The organism is Actinomadura opuntiae, from assembly GCF_030283205.1.
Classification (GTDB): Bacteria; Actinomycetota; Actinomycetes; order Streptosporangiales; family Streptosporangiaceae; genus Spirillospora.
In genome coordinates this window covers 42,977-64,583 of sequence record NZ_JASNWF010000025.1, presented here as the reverse complement: position 1 = coordinate 64,583, position 21,607 = coordinate 42,977, and the positions used below count along the sequence as shown (strand labels likewise).

Here is a 21,607-nt window from a genome sequence, read left to right as displayed (position 1 = left end):
GACAGGAGGGCTGGGAGATGGTGCAGGTCGCGGTCGCGCAGTTCGCGCCCGGTGAGGACAAGGACGCCAACCTCGCGACGATCGGCAAGCTCGCGGGGGAGGCGGCCGGACGCGGCGCGAAGGTGGTCGTGTGCCCCGAGTTCGCGATGTTCACCGCGCTGAGGCTGGACCGGCGGTTCGTCGACTCCGCCGAGCCGCTGGACGGCCCCTTCGCGGCCGGGCTGGGTGAGCTGGCGCGGCGGCACGGCGTCCACGTCGTGGCGGGCGTGAACGAGCGCCTGGACGACCCGGACCACATCTCCAACACGCTCCTCGCGATCGGCCCGGACGGCGCGGTCGCCGCGACGTACCGCAAGACGCACCTGTACGACGCGTTCGGGTACGAGGAGTCCGCGCTCGTCCGGCACGGCGAGATCGGCGACCCGGAGACCTTCGTCGTGGACGGCGTGCGGTTCGGCATGCAGACCTGCTACGACGTCCGGTTCCCCGAGGTGACGCGGCGGATCGTGGACGCGGGCGCCGACGTGCTGGCGCTGCCCGCGGAGTGGGTGCCGGGCCCGCTCAAGGAGGACCACTGGCGCACGCTCGTGCGGGCCCGCGCGATCGAGAACACGATCTACGTGGCGGCCGCCGACCAGTGCGCGCCGACCGGCGCGGGCAACAGCATGATCGTCGACCCGATGGGCGTCGTCGTCGCGGCGGTGGGGGAGTCCGCCGGCATCGCGGCCGCCGACGTGTCGCCCGAGCGCGTCGCGGCGGTCCGGAAGAGGAACCCGGCGCTGTCGCTGCGGCGCTTCACCACCGTCCCGCTGACCTGACCCGCCCCCTAGGGCCCTTGCGAGGGTCGCGGGGCTTGACAAATGAGTGAGCGCTCACTCAAAATGGAGGGACGGCGAGCGGGAAGGCGGAGGCCATGGGGGATCGACGGTTCAGATTCGGGCTGATGGCGGGAGGGGCGCGCGACGGCGCCGAGTGGGCGGCGCTCGCCCGGCGCGCGGAGGAGCTCGGCTACGCGACGCTGCTCACCCCGGACACGACGGGCACCGCCGATCCCGTCGCGTCCCTCGCCGCCGCGGCGGGGGCGACGACCTCGCTGCGCGTCGGCACGTTCGTGCTCTCCGCGGCGACCCGTCCCGCCGCCATGATCGCCTGGCAGGCGGCCTCGCTGGCGTTCGCGACCGGCGACCGCTTCGAGTTGGGGATCGGCGCCGGACGGCCCGGTGGGGAGGCCGACGCGGAGCTGTTCGGCGTGCCCTACGGGACGGCCGCCGAGCGCATCCGCCGGGTCGAGGAGGTCATGGACGCGGTGGCCGGCCCGCCCGAAGGGCTGTTCGCCGGGACGGGCCGCCCGCCGCGGGTGCTCGTCGCCGCGTCCCGGCCGCGGATGCTGGAGCTGGCCGCGCGGCGCGCCGGCACGGTCGCCTTCGGCGTGCCGGCGCTCGCGAACGACGCTGACCTGGCGCCCCTCGTCGGCATCGTCCGGAACGCGGCGGGGGAGCGGTTCGACGATCTGGAGCTGTGCACGCAGGTCCACGTCGTCGGCGACGAGGTGCCCGGGTGGCTCGCCCCGCAACTGGGCGCGGACGGGCCCGCGATGGCGTCCGCCGGATCGATCGCGATGCTGACCGGTACGCCCCGCCGGATGGCCGACGTGCTCGCCAGGCGACGGGACGAACTCGGCGTGTCGTACGTGTCGGTCTCGTCGATGTTCGCCGAGCGGTTCGCCCCCGTCCTGGAGCTGCTCGCCGGACGCTGAGCCCGGCGGACCGGGGACTGTATCGAGCGGGCAACGGTCTTCGCGATTCTCCGTGTGCGGGCGAGCGCGGACCGTGACGATCGGACCGTGCCCGAATCCCGTGACCTCCCCCCGGCCGGATACACCCGCGCGACGCCCCGCCCGCCGCTCCGGACCCGCCTCCTCGGCACCCGTGCCCTCCGCGGCCGTCCCTGGTTCCGCTCGCCGCTCTCGGCGGTCGCGCTCGCCGCGGTTCTCGCGGTGGGCATCGCCGGCACCGTCGGCTACGGCATCAGCCGCGAGGCCCCCGCGAGAACGCTCAAACCGGACGCGGCGAGCCCCTCCGCGCCGCCCGTGCGCGTGCCCGCGCCCGCCACGCCGGGCGGCGGGGCGCTGCCGGGGGCGCCGGCCGCTCCGCCGGTCACCGGCCCGTCCGACGTCCCGACCGACGACTCGTCTCCGGCGCCCGCGCCGACGGACGCGGAGGCGAGCCCGCGCCAAGGGTCCGCGCCGTCCGGCCCGGTGGCACCGCAGCGGACGCCGGGGACGGGACCCGCCCCGGCCGGGCAGGCGCACGCCGGTCCCGCCGTCACCCGCCCGCCGCACCCCCGTCCCCGTCCGCGACCCCGTCCGCGGCCCGCGCCCCGGCCGCACGTGCCGCACAAGCCGCGCACCGCGCGCCCGGCCGCGCCGTCCTGGATCGGGCCGGAGTGCCGGCGCCGCTTCCCCGGCGACCCGGCGCGCCAGGCCGCCTGCGTCTCCGCCCTGACCCGCTACTACGGGAGATGATCGAGATCACACGAACCGGGGGCGCGCCGGCCGGGTCGTACATGACCATGAACCCGAACGCGTCCGATGCCATCGGCATGGCCCTCGTCAACGCCTTCGCGCAGCGCGGATACGCCACCGCGCTGCCCGACCCGGACACCATCGCCATCACCCGCGGGGACGGCTCCCAGGTGCGCGGGAGCCTCGTCGACTGGCGGCGGTACGCCGCGACCCGGCCCGCGGCGGAGCTGCCCGCCATGGCGGCACAGTACGTGGACCAGGCCGTCCAGGCCCTGGAGCAGGGGCCCGCGGCGGCGCCCGCGGGCGGGGGCGCGCGGCGCCTGCTGGAGCAGGGGAGCCTGCGCGTCCGCCTCTACCCGGAGAACGCGTTCGAGGAGCGGGTGCGGGCCGCGCTGGTGACCCGGCCGCTCGCCCCGGGGCTGCTGCAGGCGGTCGTGGCCGACCTGCCCGACTCGATCGTCCCGCTGAACCGGACCGACCTCGGCGACGTCACCGAGGCCGAGGCGTTCGGCGCCGCGCTGGCCGCCTCCGTCGAGCGCGAGCCGCACTACGTCCAGGGCACCGACATGGACGGGGTGAAGATCTCCCACATCGGCGAGCAGCACCGCTACATCGGCGCCCACGTGCACGTGCTGCGCCGCCACTTCCCGGGCCGGCTGCCGTTCGGCGCGCTGGTCGCCTTCCCGCTGCCCGAGTACGTGATGGTCCACGAGATCGGGCCGGACCCGCACCTCGTCCTGGCCGCCAAGACGGTGCAGGACGTGGCGGCGAAACTCGCCGGGAGCGGGGAGCGGCCGATCAGTCACCAGATCTACTGGTGGCGGCCGGGGGAGTACGAGCGGATGGACGAGCGCACCGCCCTCTACAGCGGCCGGGTCCCGGACCTGCGGCCGGTCGGCGTGCGCGTCGAGCAGGGGGAGGACGGGCGGCTGAACGTCGGCCTGCTCGGCGACGCGACGGCCGAGCTGGTCCAGGGCTGGGAGGCCGCGCGCCGCTGAACCGCGACGGGGCGTCCGGTCAGGGCGTCCCGAACACCTTGCCGGGGTTGAAGATGCCCGCCGGGTCCAGCGCGTCCTTCACCGCGTGGTGCATGGCGATGACCGCCGGCTCCAGTTCGGCGTGCAGCCCGCGCCGCTTGAGCAGGCCGACGCCGTGCTCGCCGGTGACGGTTCCGCCGAGGTCGATGGCGTCCGCCACGATCCGGTCGAAGGCCCGCTGGGCCCGCACCCGCGCGTCGTCGTCGGTATCTCCCCGACCGGCCGACCCCGACCGACCTCCCGTGGTGGGAGCGATGATCAGCGGGTGCAGGTTGCCGTCCCCGGCGTGCGCGATGTTGGCGATGTGGGTGCCGGTCTCGGACGCGGCGGCCTCGATCCGGGTCAGCATCTCCGGCACGCGCGCGCGCGGCACGCACACGTCCTCGGTGAGGACGGGCCCGAGCCGCTCCAGCGCCGGGTAGGCCAGCCGGCGCGCCGCGAACAGCGCCTCGGCCTCCGCCTCGTCCGACGAGCGCGCGCTCCACGTCGCGCCCGCCTCCTTGAACAGGGCGACCATCGCGTCGGCCTCCGCCTCGCCCGCCTCGCCGGGCAGGTCGGTGCGGCCGAGGAGCAGCACATTCGCGTCCGCGGACAGGCCCATGTTCCGCCACTCGTCCACCGCCCGCAGGCAGTGCCGGTCGATCAGCTCCAGCGCGCTCGGCACGATCCCGGCGGCGGTGACGCGGCTGACGGCCTCGCCCGCGTCCCGCAGCGCGTCGAAGTAGCCGACGATGGTGCGCTCGGGGGCGCGGGCGCCCCGCAGCCGGACGGTCACCTCGGTGATGACGCCGAGCGTGCCCTCCGAGCCGACCATCAGCCCGCACAGGTCGTACCCGGCGACGCCCTTGGCGGTGCGGCGGCCGAGCCGCACCACTTCGCCGCGCCCGACGACCGCCTGCACCGCCAGCACGTAGTCGCGGGTCACGCCGTACTTGACGCAGCACAGGCCGCCGGCGTTGGTCGCGACGTTGCCGCCGATCGTGGACCACGGCGAGCTGGCCGGGTCCGGCGGGTACCACAGGCCGCGCTCGGCGGCGGCGAGCCGCAGCGCGTCGTTGACCACGCCGGGCTGGACGACCGCGAGCCGCTCGGCCGCGTCGATCTCGACGATCTCGTCCATCGCCTCCAGCGACAGCAGCACGCACCCGTCCAGGGCGTTCGCGCCGCCGGACAGCCCGGTGCCGGCGCCGCGCGGGACGACCGGCACGCCGTGCTCCGCGCACGCGGCGACCACCGCCCGGACGTCCTCGGTGGACCCGGCGCGGACCAGCGCGGCGGGCGTCCCGTGCGGCGCCCATTCCGCCTCGTCGTGCGCGTAGGAGGCGACCACGTCCGGGTCGGTGACGAGCCGGGCGGCGGGGACGGCGGCGCGGAGGGCGTCCAGGAACTCGGGCATGTCCTCACGTAATCACATGGACGGGCGTTCGCATCAGGCCGCCTCGGAGGTGAGCAGCCGGGTGACGTCGGCGCGCAGCCCCGCCACGTCCACGCCCGCCTCGGCCGCCAGCTTCGCCGACAGGAAGTCCTCGTCCTGGAGGAGGCCGAGCAGGAGGTGACCGCTGCGGATCTCCTTCTGCTTGAGCCGGACCGCGTGCCGCAGGCTCAGCTCCAGGGCCTTCTTGGCCTTCGGCGTGAACGGGATGTGGCCGCGGGCGTAGCGCTGCAGCTTCCCGGCGGGGACGTCGAGGGCGCCCTCGCCGAAGGTCTGCTCCGTGGCCTCCCGGACGGCGTCCAGGTCGATGCCGATGGCGCGCAGCGCGCCGGAGTCCAGCACGTCGCCGCCGGCGCGGTTGACGCGGGCGATCCGGCCGCGCAGGTCGGCCGGGTCGAGCCCGTGCCCGCGCAGCGCGCGCCCCAGGGCGTCGTCGGCGCTCAGCAGCGACAGCAGGACGTGCTCGGTGCCGATGTGATGGTCGCGGAGCGCGCGCGCCTCGGCCTGCGCGCCGACGACGGCCTGCCGCGCGTCCGCGGTGAAACGCTCGAACATCTCCTACTGCTCCTTCTGTGCTCGTCCGCGGGTGGACGACCCCCCGCGCCCCCCGGCCGACTTCGTCGGAAGGGAGAGGCGGCGCCCGCCGCCGTGCTTCTTGTGGACGGCCTGCCGGCTCACGCCGAGGCAGACCGCGATGTCCTGCCAGGACCAGCCCTGGTCGCGGGCGCTGGCCACCTGCAGCGCCTCCAGCCGCTCGGCCAGCTCGCGCAGCGCGCGGACGGCGCGCAGCCCGACCGCCGGGTCCCTGCTGCTCGCCTCCTGGGCGAGCGTCACTCCATCGCTCATGCATGTCAATGTAGGTTGACACTCGCGGCGATGTCAACCGATGTTGACGCGTGCGCGCGGATCAGGAGAGCTTCAGCAGCGTGGTGAGCAGGTCGTCCAGGCTGACCAGGCCGGCGACCCGCCCGTCCGGGCCGATCGCGAGGCCGAGCTGGCTGTGCCGCGCCCGCAGCGTCGCGACGGCCTCGCCGACCGGCGTGCTCACCGGCATCGCTGGCACCGGGTGCGCCAGCTCCCCGGCCGTGGCGTCCCGGCCGCGCGCCCGCGCCAGATAGGCGTCGCGGACGTGCACCATCCGCGCCCGCTCCCGGCCCGAGCCGTGCAGCATGATCCGGACCCGGCCGGTCCGCGCGGCGGTGTCGATGACCTCCTGCGGTGACGCCTCCGGCGGCACCGACACGATCTGCGACACCGGCACCACCAGCCCCGACAGCGGCGCGCGCGGCGCGTCCAGCGCGGCCGTCAGCAGGGTCAGGTCGCGCTGCCCGATCAGCCCGAGCCGCCGCGACTCCTCGGCGATGCTGCGCAGCTGCTCCGGCGTCCGCGACACCTCCCGCATCTCGCCCGGATGCACGCCCACCACGCGCAGCAGCAGGTTCGTGGCCCCGTTCAGCGCCCCCAGCAGCGGCCGGACGACCGTCGTGAACGCCCGGAACGGTAGCGCCAGCACCGTCGCCGACCGCTCCGGCCCCGCGATGGAGAACGACTTCGGCGCCATCTCCCCGACGACCATGTGCAGGAACGTCACCACGCCGAGCGCCAGCACGAACCCGATCGCGTGCGCCACGCCGCCCGACAGCCCGGCGGCGTGGAACAGCGGCGCCAGGGCCTCGGTGAACACCGGCTCGGAGACCAGGCCGAGCCCGAGCGAGCACATCGTGATGCCGAGCTGCGCGCCGGCGAGGGTCAGCGACAGCTCCGCGATCCCCGCCACCGCCGCGCCCGCGGCGCGGCTGCCGCGCGCCGCGGCCCGCTCCAGCCGCGGCCGCTTCGCCGCCACCAGCGCGAACTCGGTCGCGACGAAGAACCCGTTGCCGGCCAGCAGCGCCAGCGTCACCGGGACGCCCAGCGTGAGGTTCACCGGTCCCCGTCCTCGCGCTCGCCGGGCACCGCGTCGACGGTCCGGATCCGGATCAGCTCCGGCACGTGCCGGTGCACGGTCAGCACCTCCACCACGGCCGTGCGCGGCGGCTCGTCCAGCCGGGTGGGCTCCAGCTCCACCCGCACGACGTCGCCGGGCCGCGCCACCCGGCCGAGCCGCCGCAGCAGCAGGCCCGCGACGGTCTCGTAGTCGCCCTGCGGCAGCCCGATCCCGGTCTCGTGCGCCACCTCGTCGACCCGCAGGCCCGCGTCGGTGGTCCACCACTCGCCGCGCCGGATCGCCAGGTCCTCGTCCGGGTCGTGCTCGTCGGCGATCTCCCCGACCAGCTCCTCCGCGACGTCCTCCCAGGTGATCAGCCCGGCGAAGCCGCCGTACTCGTCCACCACGCACGCCACCGGCACGTCGGCGCCGCGCAGCCGCGCCACCACGTCCGGCAGCGGCAGCGACGAGGGCAGCAGCAGCGGCGGCCGGGCGATCGCGCCGACCTCGGTCCGCTCGGACTCCGCCGGGTCCAGCAGGATCAGCTCGGCCAGCCCGACGATCCCGACCACGTCGTCGACCCGCTCCCCGACGACCGGGTACCGCGAGTGCCCGCTCGCGGTGATGATCTCGCTCAGCTCCGACGCGCGGGCCGACGCGGGCACCGTCACCACGTCCACCCGCGGCACCATGACCTCCTCGGCGTCGCGCTCGGAGAACACCAGCGCCCGCTCCAGCAGGTCGGCGTGCGCCTCCTGGAACTGCTCGCCGGACTCGCCGATGATGTGCCCGAGCTCCTCCAGCGTCGCGCCGTGGTGCAGCTCCTCGACCGGCTCGATCCCGACGGCCCGCACCAGCCGGTTCGCCGCCGCGTCGAACATCCGGATCACCGGCGCCGCCACCGCCAGGTAGACCAGCGTGGACGCGGCCAGCCACCGGGCCATCGCCTCCGCGCGCGCCAGCGCCAGGTTCTTCGGGAACAGCTCGCCCAGCACCATCTGCAGCACCGTCGCCAGCACGAACCCGAGCGCCACCGCGACGCCGCCGGACGCCGCGCGCGGCACCCCCGCGGTGTCCAGCACCGGCGAGATCAGGTCGGCCAGCGCGGGCTTGGCGATGAAGCCGACCACCAGCGCGGTCACGGTGATGCCGAGCTGCGCGCCCGACAGCATGAACGACAGCCGCTCCATCACCCGGACGGCGCGCGCCGCCGCCCGGTCGCCCTCGGCCGCCCGCTGGTCCAGCAGCGGCCGGTCCGCGGTGACGAAGGCGAACTCCTGCGCCACGAAGTAGCCGGTCGCGGCGGTCAGCATCAGCACCGCCAGCAGGCCCAGCGCGCCGTTCACCGGCCGCTCCCGGCGCAGCCTGCGGCCGAGCCCGTGGCCGGTGGACCGCTCTGCCCGGACACGATCCCCCTTCCGCGCGTCCCCTGCAAGATCCCTTCTACCCTGCCAGGACCCGCCATGCCCCGCGAGACCCGCCCCGCGCCGGGACGGCCCGGGCTAGTGCGCGGTGATGAGGAAGACGCCCGCCGCCACCACGCAGGCCGCCGCGATCCGACGGGGGCCGAGCCGCTCGGAGAAGAACACCGCGCCGATGACCGCGCCCGCGATCACCCCGGTCTCGCGCAGCGCCGCCACCGACGCCAGCGCCCCGCGGGTCTGCGCCCACAGCACGATCCCGTAGGCCGCCATCGAGATGAGGCCGCCCGCCAGGCCGCGCAGGACGGCGGCCCGGTCCAGCCGGGTGAGCGTCGCGCGGCCGCGTAGCGCCAGGACGATCGCGACCGTCAGCGGCGCCTGGATGCCGAACAGCCACGACGTGTAGGACGCCGAGCCGCCCGCGTGCCGCACGCCGACACCGTCCAGCAGCGTGTAGCCCGCGATGGACACGCCGGTCAGCAGCGCCGCCGCGACCGCGCGCGGATCCCGACGCGGGCCGCCGTCCGCGGAGTCCCCGCCGCCGTCCCCGCCGCCGGTGAAGGCGAGCACGCCGAGCCCGGCGCAGACCGCGGCGACGCCCGCGTCCTGCTCCCACGAGAGCCGCTCGCCGAGCGCGACCGCCGCCACGATCGCCACCAGCAGCGGGGCGCTGCCCCGCGCGAGCGGGTACACCTGGCTGAAGTCGCCCAGCTGGTACGCCATCAGCAGCAGCCCCATGTAGACGACGTGCACGACGGCCGACGCGGCGAGCCACGGCCACGCCGCCCGGTCCGGCGGGCCGACCAGCAGGCCCAGCGGCACCACCACCAGCGCCTCGCCCAGGGCGATCAGCGCGAACGAGGCCCACCGGTCCGGCGCGCCCTTCGCGATCGCGTTCCAGGTGGCGTGCAGCACTCCGGCGAAGATCACGGCGAGGGCGACGGTCATGCGCCCACCCCACCGCGCAAGCGCCGTCCGGGGCACCGATTTAGGTCCCGGCTAAAGGGTCGCCGAGCCCCGCCGCACGGGCCGAATTTCCGGATCTCGTGACATTCGGGGGATCGCTGGGCACAAGTGATAGCAAGGGAAGGAAGGAACAACGGGCAGACGTCCCGCCGGGACCGCCTCGGGCGCTCCGCGGGACCTCCCGACGCCGTGGGGAGCGCCGATGAACGATGAGAGCCGTCCCCGGCCGGTGTTCGACCCCGGCATTCCCGCCGCGGACCGCGCCGTGCTCGCCGCCGCCCCGGAGCGGCTCGTCGCCGCGAGCCTGCCCGCGCCGCGGCCCCCGTCGCTCACCGCCGCCACCGTCGCCGCCCGGCTGCTGTGGATCCCGGCGTTCGCGTTCTTCTACGGTGTCCTGCCCGGCGGCTGGCTGCGGGTGTTCTTCCTCGCCTCCCTCGACCAGGACGACCTCGTCGGCGGCGCGGTGCGGTGGGGCCGGCTCCCCGTCCTGGCGATGATGCTGACCCCCGCGCTGCAGGTGCTCCTGCTGCTGCTCGGGCAGAGCGACGCCGCCTTCGCGCTCGCCGGCGTGAGCTTCGCCGGCTGGGTCGCCGGGGCGCTGCGGCACCTGCGCGAGCCCGCCGCCGCCCGCGCCGCGCGCGAGTACCACGGCCGCTACCTGATGCCCGGCGACTTCGACCGGCCCGCCGCGCGGCTGCTCGTCCGCGCCCAGCGCGCCGTCGACGCCGTCCTCGGCTCGCAGTCGCACGGCGCCGGGCTGCTGGACGACGTCGGCAACACGGTCGTGCTGCCCCGGCAGGAGTGGGCGATCGCCTCCACGCTCGCCGAGCACACCCGGCTGCGCCGGGAGCGCCGCATGCAGCAGCCCGAGCGGCTGTCCCCGCGGGTGCGCGCCCTGCTCGAACCGCAGGACCGCGCGCTGGAGCTGTCGGCCCGCTCGGTCACCGTCCGGATCGAGGCGCTGGAGACCTACGCGCGGCGCGCCGGCGAGGCCGACGACGCCTACCACGAGTCACGCGTCCTGCAAGGACTCCCGGACCAGAACGCCCGCTACCGCGAGCTGCTCGCCGGCACGGTCGGCGACGAGATGGCGGGCGCGGAGATCCGCGGCATGGCCGAGGACGCCCACCGCGCCGAACGCACGCTGCGCGAGCGCATCGCGGTCGCGCTCGACGCCGGGCAGGAACTCGCCGTCCCCCGCGACACCGCCCGCCCCGCCGGCCGCCCGGCGGACGCCGCGCCTACGGCGCCTGCCGCGGACGCCGCACCTGCCGCCGAGCCGGAGACGCCCTAGACACCCCCGCGTCGCCTACGCCTGCCGGTCTGGACGCCGCGCGGCCCGCGAGATTATGCGGTCCGCGGTGCGCTGCGTGCCGGCGATGCGGCGGCGCAGGCGTGCCCTGCCCGGCCGCGTCCCGGCGGCGCCCCGGGCGGGCCGGGCCGCCCGGTCGGCCTCCTCGGCCAGCAGCGCCCCCGCCCGCGCCAGCTCGGCCAGCAGCCGGCGGGCGGCATGACCGTCCCGCTCGTCCACCACGCAGCCGTACAGCGCCTCGATCTCCGCTATGCGCGCTCCCAGCCGCAACATCTGATCGCCCACGATTGATCACCCCGTCGGTCCAATTGTGGGCGATCCGCACCGTTCGCGCACGGTGATTTCCGTCCGATTCGCGCCGCGGCCCCGGGGCGTCAGTTCTCCGCCAGGACGATGACGCGGTCCCGCGCCGACAGCACCAGCGGGGCCGTCTTGTCCGGGTTGAGCACCACGCCGTAGCCGGGCGGCTCGTGGTACCGGTCGATCAGCCGGTAGCCGAGGGCGACCTCGCCGCGCCGCCGCGCCGACTCGATCAGCGTCGCGAAGTCGGCCGCGCACCCCGGCACCAGGTAGTCGCAGGCGGGCTTGAGGTAGATCTCCGACCCGGCCGGGTCGAGCAGGTCGGCGAACACGTCGTACAGGTGCCGGTTCTCGCTCAGCTGCGTCAGCATCAGGCTGATCAGCTTGTCGCTGACCACGAAGTCGTCGGCCTTGGTGACCTGCGCGACCTCCCGGTTGGCGTCGTCGTTGATCTCGCTGACGATGGAGAACGGGTCGCCGAGCGCGTCCTCCATGTCGCGCAGGTGCAGCAGCGTCACCAGCGTGCGGGCGTCGGCGTGCTCGCGGTCGTACCCGGCCTCCGACAGCACGATGACGTGCTGGTAGGAGCCGACGTCCAGCGACTCCAGCGACGGCCGCTCGGTCGGCTCGGCGCGCACGAACCCGACCTTGAGGTTGGCGAACGGGCCGAGGTCGGCGGTCGGGTCCTCGCGCGGCGCCGCCACCGTCAGCGCCGACCCGGGCGCGAGGAAGTCGTCCAGCAGCTCGATGATCTTCTGGGCGCGGTGGTTCCAGCCGAGCAGCAGGGTGCGCTCGGGCACCGGCTCGCGCGCGGTCGCGGTGGCGATCGCCGGTTCCCGGACGGCCGGCGCCGGACCGGACGCCAGCCGGATCAGCAGGTCGTCCTCGGCCAGCACGATGATCTCGTCGTCGGCGCGGATCGGGGTGTCCATCGGCGGGTTCAGCGCGACCGTGCCGTCGCGGTGCCGCAGCCCCGCCGGGACGCCGAGGTCGTAGCGCGACAGCGCCTCGCCGAACGCCAGCCCGGCCAGCGACGGCTCGGCCCGCATGTAGAACTCGTGCCCGGCGAAGTCCAGCAGGTCGGTGCAGACCTGCGACAGCCCCGACTGCCGGTGCGACTGGACGATCAGCCGGATCGCGATGTCGTCGGCGTCGATCACCCGGGCCGCGGCGCCGCCCGCCAGCCGGGCCGCGGGCAGGTTCGCCGAGTCGTGCACGGCGGCGACGACGTGCGGCCGCCGCCGCTCCCAGGCGCGCGCCCCCAGCGACAGCAGCACCTTGATGACGTGGGTGTCGGCGTCCTGCACCTCCGGCGAGATCACCATGATGGAGCGCGCGGTGCCCGGGCTGACCAGCTCCAGGTCGGCGACCTTCAGCGGGTTGCCGGTACGGCACACGATCCGGGTCCGGCCGGACTCGCCGACCCGCGCCCGCAGCGCGTCCTCCATCTCCACCTTGTCGCGGTCGGCGAGGATCGCCACGCACGAGCGGCGCTCGCTCTGGTTGGCCTCCACCAGCTCCGCGACGACCGTGAAGACCTGCTCCGACCAGCCGAGCAGCACGGTGTGGTCGTGCTCGACGATCCGCGACCGGCCCTTGCGCAGCTCGGTGATCTTGGCTTCCAGGCCGGTGGTGAGCACGCCGATCAGCGAGCTGACGATGAAGATGCCGCCGATCGTGGCGACCAGCATCAGGCCGAGGAACGCGGCGCCGCCGCTGTCGCCGCCCATCGTGCCGGGGTCCAGGGTGCGCAGCAGGCTGCGCCACACCATCCCCGGCCAGTGCCCGTTGCGGGCGCTGTCGCGCGGCGCGAGGACCGCCGCGGCGGTCGCCACCACGAGCACCAGCGCCGCCGAGGCGAGCGCGAGCCAGCCGATGAGCGCCGGCGTCCCCTTCGCCATGGTCGTGTCGAACCAGTACCGGACCCGGTCCCGTCGCGTCGCACGTTTCAACCCCGCATGCCCCCTTTGCCGGCCCCCCGGGGCGCCACCCTACCGACTTGCCCGCCGATGATGTCCGCCGTGGGGAATTCGGGGAATGCCCGAGCGAAAGGCGATTTGCCCGGTGCGCACTAATGCACGAGGGGCCGGAGTGAGAATTTCACTCCGGCCCCTCGGCGCTCTGCCGGAACCGCGCCGGCCGCGCGGAGCGCTAGTGCGCGGCCTCGTACTGCTCGATCACATTGGCGGGGATGCGGCCCCGCTCATTGACCTTGATGCCGTGGTTCTTGGCCCACTCGCGAATCTCGGCGGACCGCTCGCGGCTGCCCGCGGTGCGCGTGCCGCGGGCCTGCCGGCCCGCCGGCCTGCGCGCCCTGCGGGCGCCGGCCACGAACGGCTCCAGGCCGCTGCGCAGCTTGTCGGCGTTCTTCTTGCTGAGGTCGATCTCGTAACTCGTGCCGTCCAGCGAAAAGCTGACGGTCTCGTCGGCCTCTCCGCCGTCGATGTCGTCCACGAGAAGGACTTCGACCTTCTGTGCCATGCGGGGACTCCCTCTAGCTATGCGTCCGGCTTCGCGTCCGGATGAGCGTCGATGAATGCAGCATAGACCTCATCCGATATCTTGCCACGTTCGGAGACTTCGACGCCCTCGCGCGATGCCCATTCGCGGACATCGCCGTTCGTGTAGCCCTTGATCTTCGCGGTCCGGGCCTTGCGTCCCTTCCCGGCGGGCTTCACCTCCACGGCGTTGTCGATGAACGGCGCGAGCGCGTCCAGCATCTCGTTCAGCCGCTTGTAGTTGTCGTCGCTCAGGTCGATCGTGAACGTCCGACCCAGGACTTCGAAGTCCCGCTTGGCGACATCGTCCCCTTCGGAGCCGTCGATGTCGTCGACTCGAATGACCTTCTCGGCCATCTGTACCTTGTGTTCCTTCCCCTCGCCTATGAGGCGCCCCCGACCGTAGCGGATTCCGTGCCCGGCCATGACGTCACGGCGCGGCGCGGCACCGGAAAGGAACCGGGGATCGGCGCGGTGTTCGGGCGGCGGGCCGCCGGAAGGGGGAGCGGGAGGCGGTCAGGACGCGGAGCGCGCCCGGATCCAGGTGCTGAGCAGCAGCATCATCTCCAGGCGGAGATCGGGGTCCTCGATGTCGAAGTCGAACATCTCGTGGAGCTGCGCGAGCCGGTACCGGACGGTCTGCGGGTGCACGCACAGCACCTCGGCGGCGCCCGTGGCGTTGAAGCCGTGCTTCATGCATTCCAGCAGCGTCTCCGCCAGCCGGACGCCCTGCCGGGGACCGGCGGCCTCCAGCGGGGCCAGCCGCCGCGCCGCGACCAGCGTCGCCAGCGAGCCGCCCTCCTGCAGCAGCAGCTCGGGCAGGTGCTCGTCGGCGCGGACGAGCAGCCCGCCGCGCCGCGATCCGCGGCCCGCGGAGGGCGCGGCGCCGCTCTTCGCCCTGGCCGCGGGACGCTCGCCGGCGCGGTCCCGTGCGGGCGCGGCGGGCAGCAGTTCGAGCGCGCGGCGCGCCCACTGCAGCGACGTCCGCGCCTGGTCGGCCGGGACGGACGGACCGACCGCGCCCGTCCAGCCGGCCAGCGTCGCGGTCAGCTCCTCCATCCGTCCGGGGCCGTCCGGGTCCGGCATCACCAGGCAGGGGCGGCCGTGGTCCAGCCCGGTCAGCAGCGACGGCGGCAGCCCCGCGGGACCCTCCCCGCCGCTGCCCGGCCGCGCCCGCAGCACGATCACCGCGAGCCGGCGCGGCAGCGGCCAGCCCGCCCGCGCGGACTGCTCCCCGACGACCTCGGGCGGCGCGGCCGGGTCCGACAGCAGCAGCGTCAGCAGCCGGCCGCGGCGCTGCTCGCGCTCGCCGGCGGCCTTCTCCCGGGCCCGCGCGTACCCGTGCGCGGCGGCGGACGCCAGCGCGTCCAGGTAGGCGAAGTTGGCCTCGGCGAGCAGGCTGACCAGCGCGCGCGGGCGGCCGAGCCGGTCGGCCTCGACCGCCAGGTGCCGCCACGCCAGCCGGGAGGCCACCCGCATCGCGTTCTGCAGGTGCTCCAGGCTGCGGCCCTCGACCGCCTCGCCGTAGCCGACGTCGAAGAAGACCTGGTACACCTCCTTCCAGGAGGCGTCCGGGTCGGCGATCATCTGGACGAAGTGCTCCATCGCGTGCGCGACCGCGGCCTCGGCGACGCGGACGTAGGCGGCGTCGCCCGGCCGGTCGTACTCGGGGACGTGCCGCAGCACGCCCTGCACCATCGGGCCGAGCAGCTCCGGCAGCCGCGGGCGCATCCAGCGCGCCTCCTCGGCGGGGACGTCCCGCCACGGCTCCTCGCTCAGTCCCTCCATCACCGGCGATCCGGCATGCGCGTCCTCGTAAGCCGTCGTCATGGCGACACCTCCTCGACCGAGCGCCCGGTCGTCTCAACCTAGGCACGCGGCGTGAGCGGCGACACTCATTCGCGCGCACCGCCGGGGAGGGCGGATTGTCAGCGTTCTGACAAGCGCCCGCGCCCGCCCCGCACGGCGCTGCGGCGGCGCGGCCGGCCGTGCTCAAGTTCCCGTCAAAGTTCGCATGACGGTGGGTTCGCCGGGTAACGGCCATCACCGAGTGCGATCATCGAGCAGCCACGAGGAGCTGGATCATGGCCAACCCGGCCGGCCACGAGGACCGGAAGCAGGAGCAACTGGAGCGGCGGCGGGTCGGCCCGGAGGGGTCGGCGGGACTGACCACCGACCAGGGCGTCCGGGTCGACGACACCGACAACTCCCTGACGGTGGGCGAGCGCGGGCCCTCGCTGATGGAGGACTTCCACCTCCGCGAGAAGATCACCCATTTCGACCACGAGCGGATCCCCGAGCGGGTCGTGCACGCGCGCGGCTCCGGCGCGTACGGGCAGTTCACGCTGACCGAGTCGCTGGCCGAGTACACCACCGCCGACTTCCTGTGCGACACCTCGCTGACGACGCCGGTGTTCGTGCGGTTCTCCACGGTCGCCGGGTCGCGGGGGTCGGCGGACACCGTCCGGGACGTCCGCGGCTTCGCCACGAAGTTCTATACGAACCAGGGCAACTTCGACCTGGTCGGCAACAACATGCCGGTCTTCTTCATCCAGGACGGCATCAAGTTCCCCGACTTCGTGCACGCGGTGAAGCCCGAGCCGCCGAACGAGATCCCGCAGGCCTCGTCCGCGCACGACACGCTGTGGGACTTCGTGCAGCTCCAGCCCGAGACGATGCACATGATGATGTGGCTGATGTCGGACCGGGCGCTGCCGCGCAGCTACGCGATGATGCAGGGCTTCGGCGTGCACACGTTCCGGCTGGTGAACGCCGAGGGCCGCGGCACGTTCGTGAAGTTCCACTGGCGGCCCAAGCTCGGCACCCACTCGCTCGCCTGGGACGAGACGCAGAAGATCGCGGGCAAGGACCCCGACTTCAACCGCCGCGACCTGTGGGACCGCATCGAGGACGGCGACTTCCCCGAGTACGAGCTGGGCGTCCAGCTGGTGCCGGAGGAGGACGAGCACGAATTCGGGTTCGACCTGCTGGACCCGACCAAGATCATTCCGGAGGAGGACGTGCCGGTGCGGCCGGTCGGCCGGATGGTGCTGAACCGCAACCCCGACAACTTCTTCGCCGAGACCGAGCAGGTCGCCTTCCACATCGGCAACGTCGTGCCGGGCATCGACTTCACCAACGACCCGCTGCTCCAGGCCCGGCTGTTCTCCTACCTGGACACCCAGCTCATCCGGCTGGGCGGGCCCAACTTCCCGCAGATCCCGGTGAACCAGCCGGTCGCCGACGTCCGCAACCACCAGCGCGACGGCTACCACCAGACCAAGCTGCACCAGGGGCAGGTGAGTTACCACAAGAACTCGCTGGCGGGCGGCTGCCCGGCCGTCGGCGGCGCGGGCTCGTTCAGCCACTACCAGGAGCGCGTCGACGGCAACAAGATCCGCAAGCGGAGCGAGAGCTTCAAGGACCACTACTCGCAGGCGACGCTGTTCTGGAACAGCATGTCCGACTGGGAGAAGGAGCACATCGTCGGCGCGTTCCGGTTCGAGCTCGGCAAGTGCGACCACAAGCACATCCGCGAGGGCGTGGTCGCCCACCTCAACCACGTCGACCACGACCTCGCCGTGCAGGTCGCCGAGGGCATCGGGGTGGAGCCGCCGTCGGACGCCCCGGTCGCCAACCACGGCCGGACCTCGCCCGCGCTCAGCCAGGACAACGCGCCCGCCGGCTCCGTCCAGGGCCGCAAGGTCGCGATCCTGATCGCCGACGGGGTGGACTCGGCGGCCGTCGGCGCGGTCGGCGACGCGCTGGCCGAGGCGGGCGCGGTCTGCGACGTGCTCGCCGCCAAGGACGGGCACGTCCAGGCCGCCAACGGCGCGCAGGTCTCGGTCAGCCGCGCGATGCCGACCGTCGCGTCCGTGCTCTACGACGCGGTGCTGGTGCCCGGCGGGGAGGCGAGCGTGCGCACCCTCGCGCAGGACGGCGACGCGGTGCACTTCGTCGCGGAGGCGTTCGTGCACTGCAAGGCGATCGGCGCGCTGGACGAGGGCGTCGCGCTGCTGGAGCGGGCCGGGATCACCGGGGTGAAGACCTCCGAGGACGGCACCGTCGAGGACTTCGGCGTCGTCACCGGGCGCGGCCCCGGCGGCGACTTCAGCGCCAAGCTCATCGAGGCGATCGCCAAGCACCGGCACTGGCGGCGCCAGAAGGACCACGTCCCCGCCTGACGGACGGGTCGGTCGGGCCGGGGCCCGGCGCGGTGGCACGGATCGTGCCCGCTGCGCCGGGCCCCGTCGCGTGTGGCCGCATTCCGCCGAATCAATTGTGGGCCATGTCACAAGGGCGGGCGTCCGCGGAATGATGCGGCCATGATTTAAAAATGTATCTTGTGCGACTCGTGCCTATTGGTGCGCAGTCCGATCGCGGGAATCGCCCGCATTTTCACGCGCATTCCGGCTGGACGGCGGCGGGGCCGCCGCCGGGCCGGTGCCGGGACCGTGCCTGCAAGTAGCTCCTGACATGCGGTTTCCGGGCCAGGCTCGGAGTGTCCGCCGGCCCCCGCCTTGCCGGTCTGGGAAGACCCGCCCGGCCCGGACTGCCCACGGGTGCAGTTCATCCGGACCCATTTCTGTAGCAAGATGACGGCCGTCTCGCCGGATTTTCCGTGCTTCCGGTAACGGCGCCGGGTGGCCTTTTCGATGGCCGCCTGGCAAGGGCATGGTGCTGATTATGGAGGGAGGGCGCATGGCCGCGTCCGTCATCGAGCGATTCCCCGAGCCGGTCATCGACGAGTCCGATCCCTTCGGCGGCATGCTGGACCTCGCCGTCCGCGCGGACTCGGCGCGGTCGCGCGGACGGCGAGCCGGCCGGGTGGTGGCCGGCCTCGACCTCACCCGGTTCTGCGAACCCGACCGCGGCACCACGCTCTCGTGGGGTCGCTCGCCTACGAGACGCACGCCGTCGACCCGGAGCACTACGAGCGGACCCGGCCGTCATGAACGATCCACTTCGCGTAAGGGCCCCGGTGCCCCCCGCCCACGCCGCCGAGGTGCCCGCGCTCATGGCCGCGCTGCTGGCGCGAATCCTGTCCGGGCCCGCCCATGAGGGCCGTGCTGCGCGTACTGCTTCGCATGATGCGACGGTGCCTGGATCGAGCTGGACGGGCGGGGCGGCGCGGTCCGGATTCTCGGCGCGCCCGCGGGCTGATCTCCCGTCCCGCCCGGCAACCCCGTGAACAATGAGGAGTCGACACGTGGAGCAAGGAGCGTTCGGCAGGGCCGCGCAGGACCGGGCGGCCGCCGAGGTCGAGGCGGAGATCCACCGGCTGTGCGAGCGGCTCGCCGAGGGTCAGGCGATGGGGCTGGACGAGGGCCGCGAGATGGTCGGCGGCGCGATGGCGGAGTTCCTGACGGACTTCTTCGAGGCCGTCCACGCCAGGGGCGCGCGTCCCGGCCTGCGGGGCATGGTCGCGCTGCCGATGCTCGTGCACGGCGCGGAGACCGGCGACCCGGAGCCCGCCCGGCCGCTCGCCGCCGTCCACCTGCTGTGGTGGGCCGCGGCCCGCTACCTCGACGACCTGACCGGCGCCCCCTCGCCCGGCAACGCGGCGACCGTCAAGCGGGTGCTGACCGCGCTGGCCGTGGGCGGCCACCTGCCCGTCCGGCTCGTCGCGGACCTGCCGGTGCCCGACTCCGTCCGGTGCGGGCTCGCCGGAGAGGTGTCGCGGGCCTGGCTGGACGCGGTGGACGGCCGGCTGCGCGACCTCACCGACCGCCCGTCGGCCGCCACGCCCGCGTCGGTGCTGCGCGCCTACGCCGGCAGGACGGGCGCGCCGTACGCGATGGCGGCGGCGTCCGCGGCCCGGCTCGCCGGCGCGGGCGGCGACCGGGCGGGCGGCTGGCGGGCGTTCGGCCGCCGGCTCGGCGTGCTCCGCCGGCTCGTCGACGATCAGCGCGACCTGGCCTCGGGACGGTACGAGGATTTCGCCAACGGCACCGCCACCTACCTGCTGGCCCACCTGCTGGCCGCGCTGCCCGCCGGACGGCGCCGCGAGGCCCTCGCGCTGCACGCCGGCGCCCGCCACTCGGCCTGCGCGCGCGCCGAGCTGACCGCCTGGATGCTCGACGAGGACGTCCTGGACGGCTACGCCGCGTCCGTCGCGCCGCTCGTCGGCCACGCGCACGACCTGCTCGGGCTGCTCGGCGGCGATCCCGCGTTCGTCCGCGGGCTGCACGGCCTGGTCGACGAGACCGCCGACCGCCTGCCCCGGCTGCGGCCGGCCGTGGCCTGAGAGGAGGACCCCGCATGACTCCGGCCGGCGAACCGCCGCACTTCCTCCCGGCGCAGGCCCGGCGGGTCGCCGCGGCGATCAGCGAGGCGCTCGCCGGCCACCCGGCGCACCAGCCGATCCGGCGCACCGCCGGGCCGCTGTTCGGCGGCCGGGAGGAGACCGCCGCGCGGCTGCTCGGTCTGGTCGCGGCGGGCGGCCCGCTGCCCGCCGACGACCTGGCCCGGTTCCGCGACCTCGGGGCGATGGCGGCGCGGCAGGGCATCCCGCTGCCGGTGCTGTCGGAGGTGTGGGACGTCGCGCTCGCGGCGGCGGCGCGGGCCTGCTGGACGGCCGCGCCCGCCGGGCGCTTCACCGAGCTGGCCGAGGCGACCGGGCGCGCCGCGCGGCTGGCCGGACGGGCCCGCGAGGCGTGCATCCAGGGGTACGCGGACGCGCCGCGCGAGGGCGCGCGGTCCCGCCCGCTGCGCCGGCTGCTCGCCGAGACGCTGATCGACGGCGCGCCCGCCGGGGTCATCGCGGAGGCCGCCGGGGTCGCGCTCGCCCCCTGCTACCTGGTGCTGCTGTGCGAGGCGCCCGGCCCGCCCGCGGCGTCCGCCGCGCACTGGGCGCGGGCCCGCGAGCACCTGGAGGCGGCCGACGGCGTGCTGTACTCCGGCGACCTGGCCGAGCTCGTCGTGCTGTTCCCGGCCGGGGACCCGGTGCGCGCCGAGGTGCTGGCCGCCGAGTTCGTGGCCGTCCTCGCCACCTGGACGCGGGGGCCGGTGCACGCCGCCGAGTCGTGCCGGGGCGGCCTCGCGGGCATCCCCGACGCGCTGGAGGAGGCGTCGCGGGTGCTGACGGTCGTCAAGGCGATCCCGGACGCCGAGGACCGGCCCTACCGCGCCGACGAGCTGCTCGTCGAGCTGGCGATCCTCGGCCAGCCGGGGATCCGCGAGCGGCTCGCCGCCGTGCTGTCCCCGCTGGACGCCGGCACCGACCTGCGGCGGACCCTGGAGGTGCTGCTCGCCTGCAACCTCGACCGCGAGCGCGCCGCCCGCGAGCTGTGGATCCACCGCCGGACGCTGCACTACCGGCTGGACCGCATCCGCGACCTGTCCGGCATCGACCCGAGTTCCGCGCGCGGCATCCAGCTGTTCCGCGCCGCGCTCACCTCGGCGCGGCTCGGCAGGCTCGAACGCGACGGCCTGCGCGCCGAGGAGGCGTCGCTGCCGCCGCCGCTGAGCGCCTGACCCTCCCCGACCGGGCCGTCAGGCGAGCCCCATCTCCCGCTTGACGGCCTCGAACTCCACCGCCATCGCCTCCGACAGCGCCTTGGCGCCCGACAGCGGACGCACCATGACGCAGAACTCGTCGATGAGCCCGTCGTCGTCGTGGTGCAGGAAGTCGCAGCCGTGCACCTCGCGGTCGCCGACCCGCGCCTTGAACACCAGCGCGTGGTCGCGCCCGTCACCGATCTCCCGCACGTAGCGGAAGTCGGTGAAGACGCGGGTGACGGCGCGCAGGATCGCGGTGACCACCGGACGCCCGTCGTACGGCGCGAACGCCACCGGGCTGAGGAACCGCACGTCCTCGGCCAGCAGGTCCGGAAGGGCGCCGAGGTCGCCCTTCTCGATGGCCGCGCGGAAAGGGTGCATGGGAGCTCCTCCAGTGCTCGTGGCGTGCGTGCGTCACTGCGTGGCGGGGTGGCCGGTGCGGGGTGGCGTCCCGGCGAGCCTAATGCGATCTCCGCTCCGGTCGGCGTGCCGGGGCCACGCCGACCTGACCGGCCTGACTCCTTTTTCTCATCCCTTCGCCTCTTTCGGTAAATTTCGGTCTTCGCGGAGAGTGATGCTGGTCTCATTCTCCGTCGCGGCTCTCCGCGGCGGGAATGAAACCGGCCCGCACCGTCTTGATCTCGGGGTGCGCCCCGCCGCCCCGAGCGCGGCGCCCCACCCCGCCGCACGGTC

20 protein-coding genes are annotated in these 21,607 nt (G+C 74.6%); 8 read left to right on the top strand and 12 right to left on the bottom strand.

Annotated features, from left to right (window positions below; genetic code table 11):
* The first annotated feature begins 17 nt into the window (after window positions 1-17).
* The 4 genes from QP089_RS40325 (at window position 18) to QP089_RS40310 (ending at window position 3,522) form a co-directional block, all read left to right on the top strand.
* Complete coding sequence (locus QP089_RS40325) at window positions 18-818, top strand: carbon-nitrogen hydrolase family protein (protein ID WP_285919419.1); 801 nt, start codon at window positions 18-20, stop codon at window positions 816-818.
* 125 nt (window positions 819-943) lie between these two features.
* Window positions 944-1,756: an LLM class flavin-dependent oxidoreductase gene (locus QP089_RS40320; RefSeq protein ID WP_285919417.1), complete on the top strand. Its 813-nt coding sequence runs from the start codon at window positions 944-946 to the stop codon at window positions 1,754-1,756.
* 87 nt (window positions 1,757-1,843) lie between these two features.
* Window positions 1,844-2,524, top strand: a complete 681-nt coding sequence (locus tag QP089_RS40315; RefSeq protein WP_285919415.1) for a hypothetical protein — start codon at window positions 1,844-1,846, stop codon at window positions 2,522-2,524.
* Window positions 2,521-3,522 (top strand): hypothetical protein, encoded by a 1,002-nt coding sequence (locus QP089_RS40310; RefSeq protein WP_285919413.1) that lies wholly within the window; start codon window positions 2,521-2,523, stop codon window positions 3,520-3,522. The genes QP089_RS40315 and QP089_RS40310 overlap by 4 nt, the downstream gene beginning before the upstream one ends.
* Window positions 3,523-3,541: 19 nt before the next feature.
* On the opposite strand, the gene QP089_RS40305 is transcribed toward QP089_RS40310, so the two are convergent.
* From QP089_RS40305 to QP089_RS40275, 6 genes are all read right to left on the bottom strand, one after another.
* Complete coding sequence (locus QP089_RS40305) at window positions 3,542-4,957, bottom strand: FAD-binding oxidoreductase (protein ID WP_285919412.1); 1,416 nt, start codon at window positions 4,955-4,957, stop codon at window positions 3,542-3,544.
* Window positions 4,958-4,990: 33 nt separating this feature from the next.
* Window positions 4,991-5,548, bottom strand: coding sequence for a Clp protease N-terminal domain-containing protein (locus QP089_RS49080; RefSeq protein ID WP_446474125.1), 558 nt, complete (start codon window positions 5,546-5,548; stop codon window positions 4,991-4,993).
* Between the two features lie 3 nt (window positions 5,549-5,551).
* On the bottom strand, window positions 5,552-5,839 hold the full coding sequence (locus QP089_RS40290; RefSeq protein WP_285919410.1) for an RNA polymerase subunit sigma-70: 288 nt from the start codon (window positions 5,837-5,839) through the stop codon (window positions 5,552-5,554).
* Window positions 5,840-5,900: 61 nt separating this feature from the next.
* Window positions 5,901-6,917 (bottom strand): CNNM domain-containing protein, encoded by a 1,017-nt coding sequence (locus QP089_RS40285; protein WP_285919408.1) that lies wholly within the window; start codon window positions 6,915-6,917, stop codon window positions 5,901-5,903.
* Window positions 6,914-8,263: a hemolysin family protein gene (locus tag QP089_RS40280; protein ID WP_285919406.1), complete on the bottom strand. Its 1,350-nt coding sequence runs from the start codon at window positions 8,261-8,263 to the stop codon at window positions 6,914-6,916. Before QP089_RS40280 ends, QP089_RS40285 begins: the two co-directional genes overlap by 4 nt.
* Before the next feature lie 156 nt (window positions 8,264-8,419).
* Window positions 8,420-9,286 carry an EamA family transporter gene (locus QP089_RS40275; protein WP_285919405.1) on the bottom strand — a complete coding sequence of 289 codons (867 nt, stop codon included), beginning with the start codon at window positions 9,284-9,286 and terminating at the stop codon, window positions 8,420-8,422.
* Between the two features lie 220 nt (window positions 9,287-9,506).
* Between QP089_RS40275 and QP089_RS40270 the strand changes: the two genes are divergently transcribed.
* On the top strand, window positions 9,507-10,598 hold the full coding sequence (locus QP089_RS40270) for a hypothetical protein (RefSeq protein ID WP_285919403.1): 1,092 nt from the start codon (window positions 9,507-9,509) through the stop codon (window positions 10,596-10,598).
* A 15-nt stretch (window positions 10,599-10,613) separates the two neighbouring features.
* Here the strand turns inward: QP089_RS40270 and QP089_RS40265 are convergent, their stop codons facing one another.
* The 5 genes from QP089_RS40265 to QP089_RS40245 form a co-directional block, all read right to left on the bottom strand.
* Window positions 10,614-10,901 (bottom strand): hypothetical protein, encoded by a 288-nt coding sequence (locus QP089_RS40265; protein WP_285919402.1) that lies wholly within the window; start codon window positions 10,899-10,901, stop codon window positions 10,614-10,616.
* An 89-nt stretch (window positions 10,902-10,990) separates the two neighbouring features.
* Complete coding sequence (locus tag QP089_RS40260; protein WP_353070675.1) at window positions 10,991-12,868, bottom strand: CASTOR/POLLUX-related putative ion channel; 1,878 nt, start codon at window positions 12,866-12,868, stop codon at window positions 10,991-10,993.
* A 199-nt stretch (window positions 12,869-13,067) separates the two neighbouring features.
* Window positions 13,068-13,397 carry a histone-like nucleoid-structuring protein Lsr2 gene (locus QP089_RS40255; RefSeq protein ID WP_285919400.1) on the bottom strand — a complete coding sequence of 110 codons (330 nt, stop codon included), beginning with the start codon at window positions 13,395-13,397 and terminating at the stop codon, window positions 13,068-13,070.
* A gap of 17 nt (window positions 13,398-13,414) precedes the next feature.
* A complete protein-coding gene (locus QP089_RS40250; RefSeq protein WP_285919398.1) occupies window positions 13,415-13,771 on the bottom strand; it encodes a histone-like nucleoid-structuring protein Lsr2 in 357 nt (118 codons plus the stop codon).
* Window positions 13,772-13,930: 159 nt separating this feature from the next.
* Window positions 13,931-15,244 (bottom strand): PucR family transcriptional regulator, encoded by a 1,314-nt coding sequence (locus tag QP089_RS40245; protein WP_285919396.1) that lies wholly within the window; start codon window positions 15,242-15,244, stop codon window positions 13,931-13,933.
* A 254-nt stretch (window positions 15,245-15,498) separates the two neighbouring features.
* Here QP089_RS40245 and QP089_RS40240 point away from each other — a divergent pair, with 254 nt between their 5' ends.
* The 3 genes from QP089_RS40240 to QP089_RS40230 all read left to right on the top strand — a co-directional run bounded on the left by QP089_RS40240 (window position 15,499) and on the right by QP089_RS40230 (window position 20,890).
* Window positions 15,499-17,598: a catalase gene (locus QP089_RS40240; RefSeq protein ID WP_285919394.1), complete on the top strand. Its 2,100-nt coding sequence runs from the start codon at window positions 15,499-15,501 to the stop codon at window positions 17,596-17,598.
* 1,025 nt (window positions 17,599-18,623) lie between these two features.
* The gene (locus QP089_RS40235; protein ID WP_285919393.1) at window positions 18,624-19,661 is read left to right on the top strand and encodes a hypothetical protein; all 1,038 of its coding nucleotides are present in this window, start codon (window positions 18,624-18,626) and stop codon (window positions 19,659-19,661) included.
* A gap of 14 nt (window positions 19,662-19,675) precedes the next feature.
* Window positions 19,676-20,890, top strand: coding sequence for a PucR family transcriptional regulator (locus QP089_RS40230; protein ID WP_285919391.1), 1,215 nt, complete (start codon window positions 19,676-19,678; stop codon window positions 20,888-20,890).
* A gap of 18 nt (window positions 20,891-20,908) precedes the next feature.
* Here QP089_RS40230 and QP089_RS40225 read toward each other — a convergent pair whose 3' ends face one another.
* Entirely contained in the window at window positions 20,909-21,295 is a 387-nt protein-coding gene (locus tag QP089_RS40225; RefSeq protein ID WP_285919390.1) for a nuclear transport factor 2 family protein, read from the bottom strand.
* Window positions 21,296-21,607: the final 312 nt, after the last annotated feature.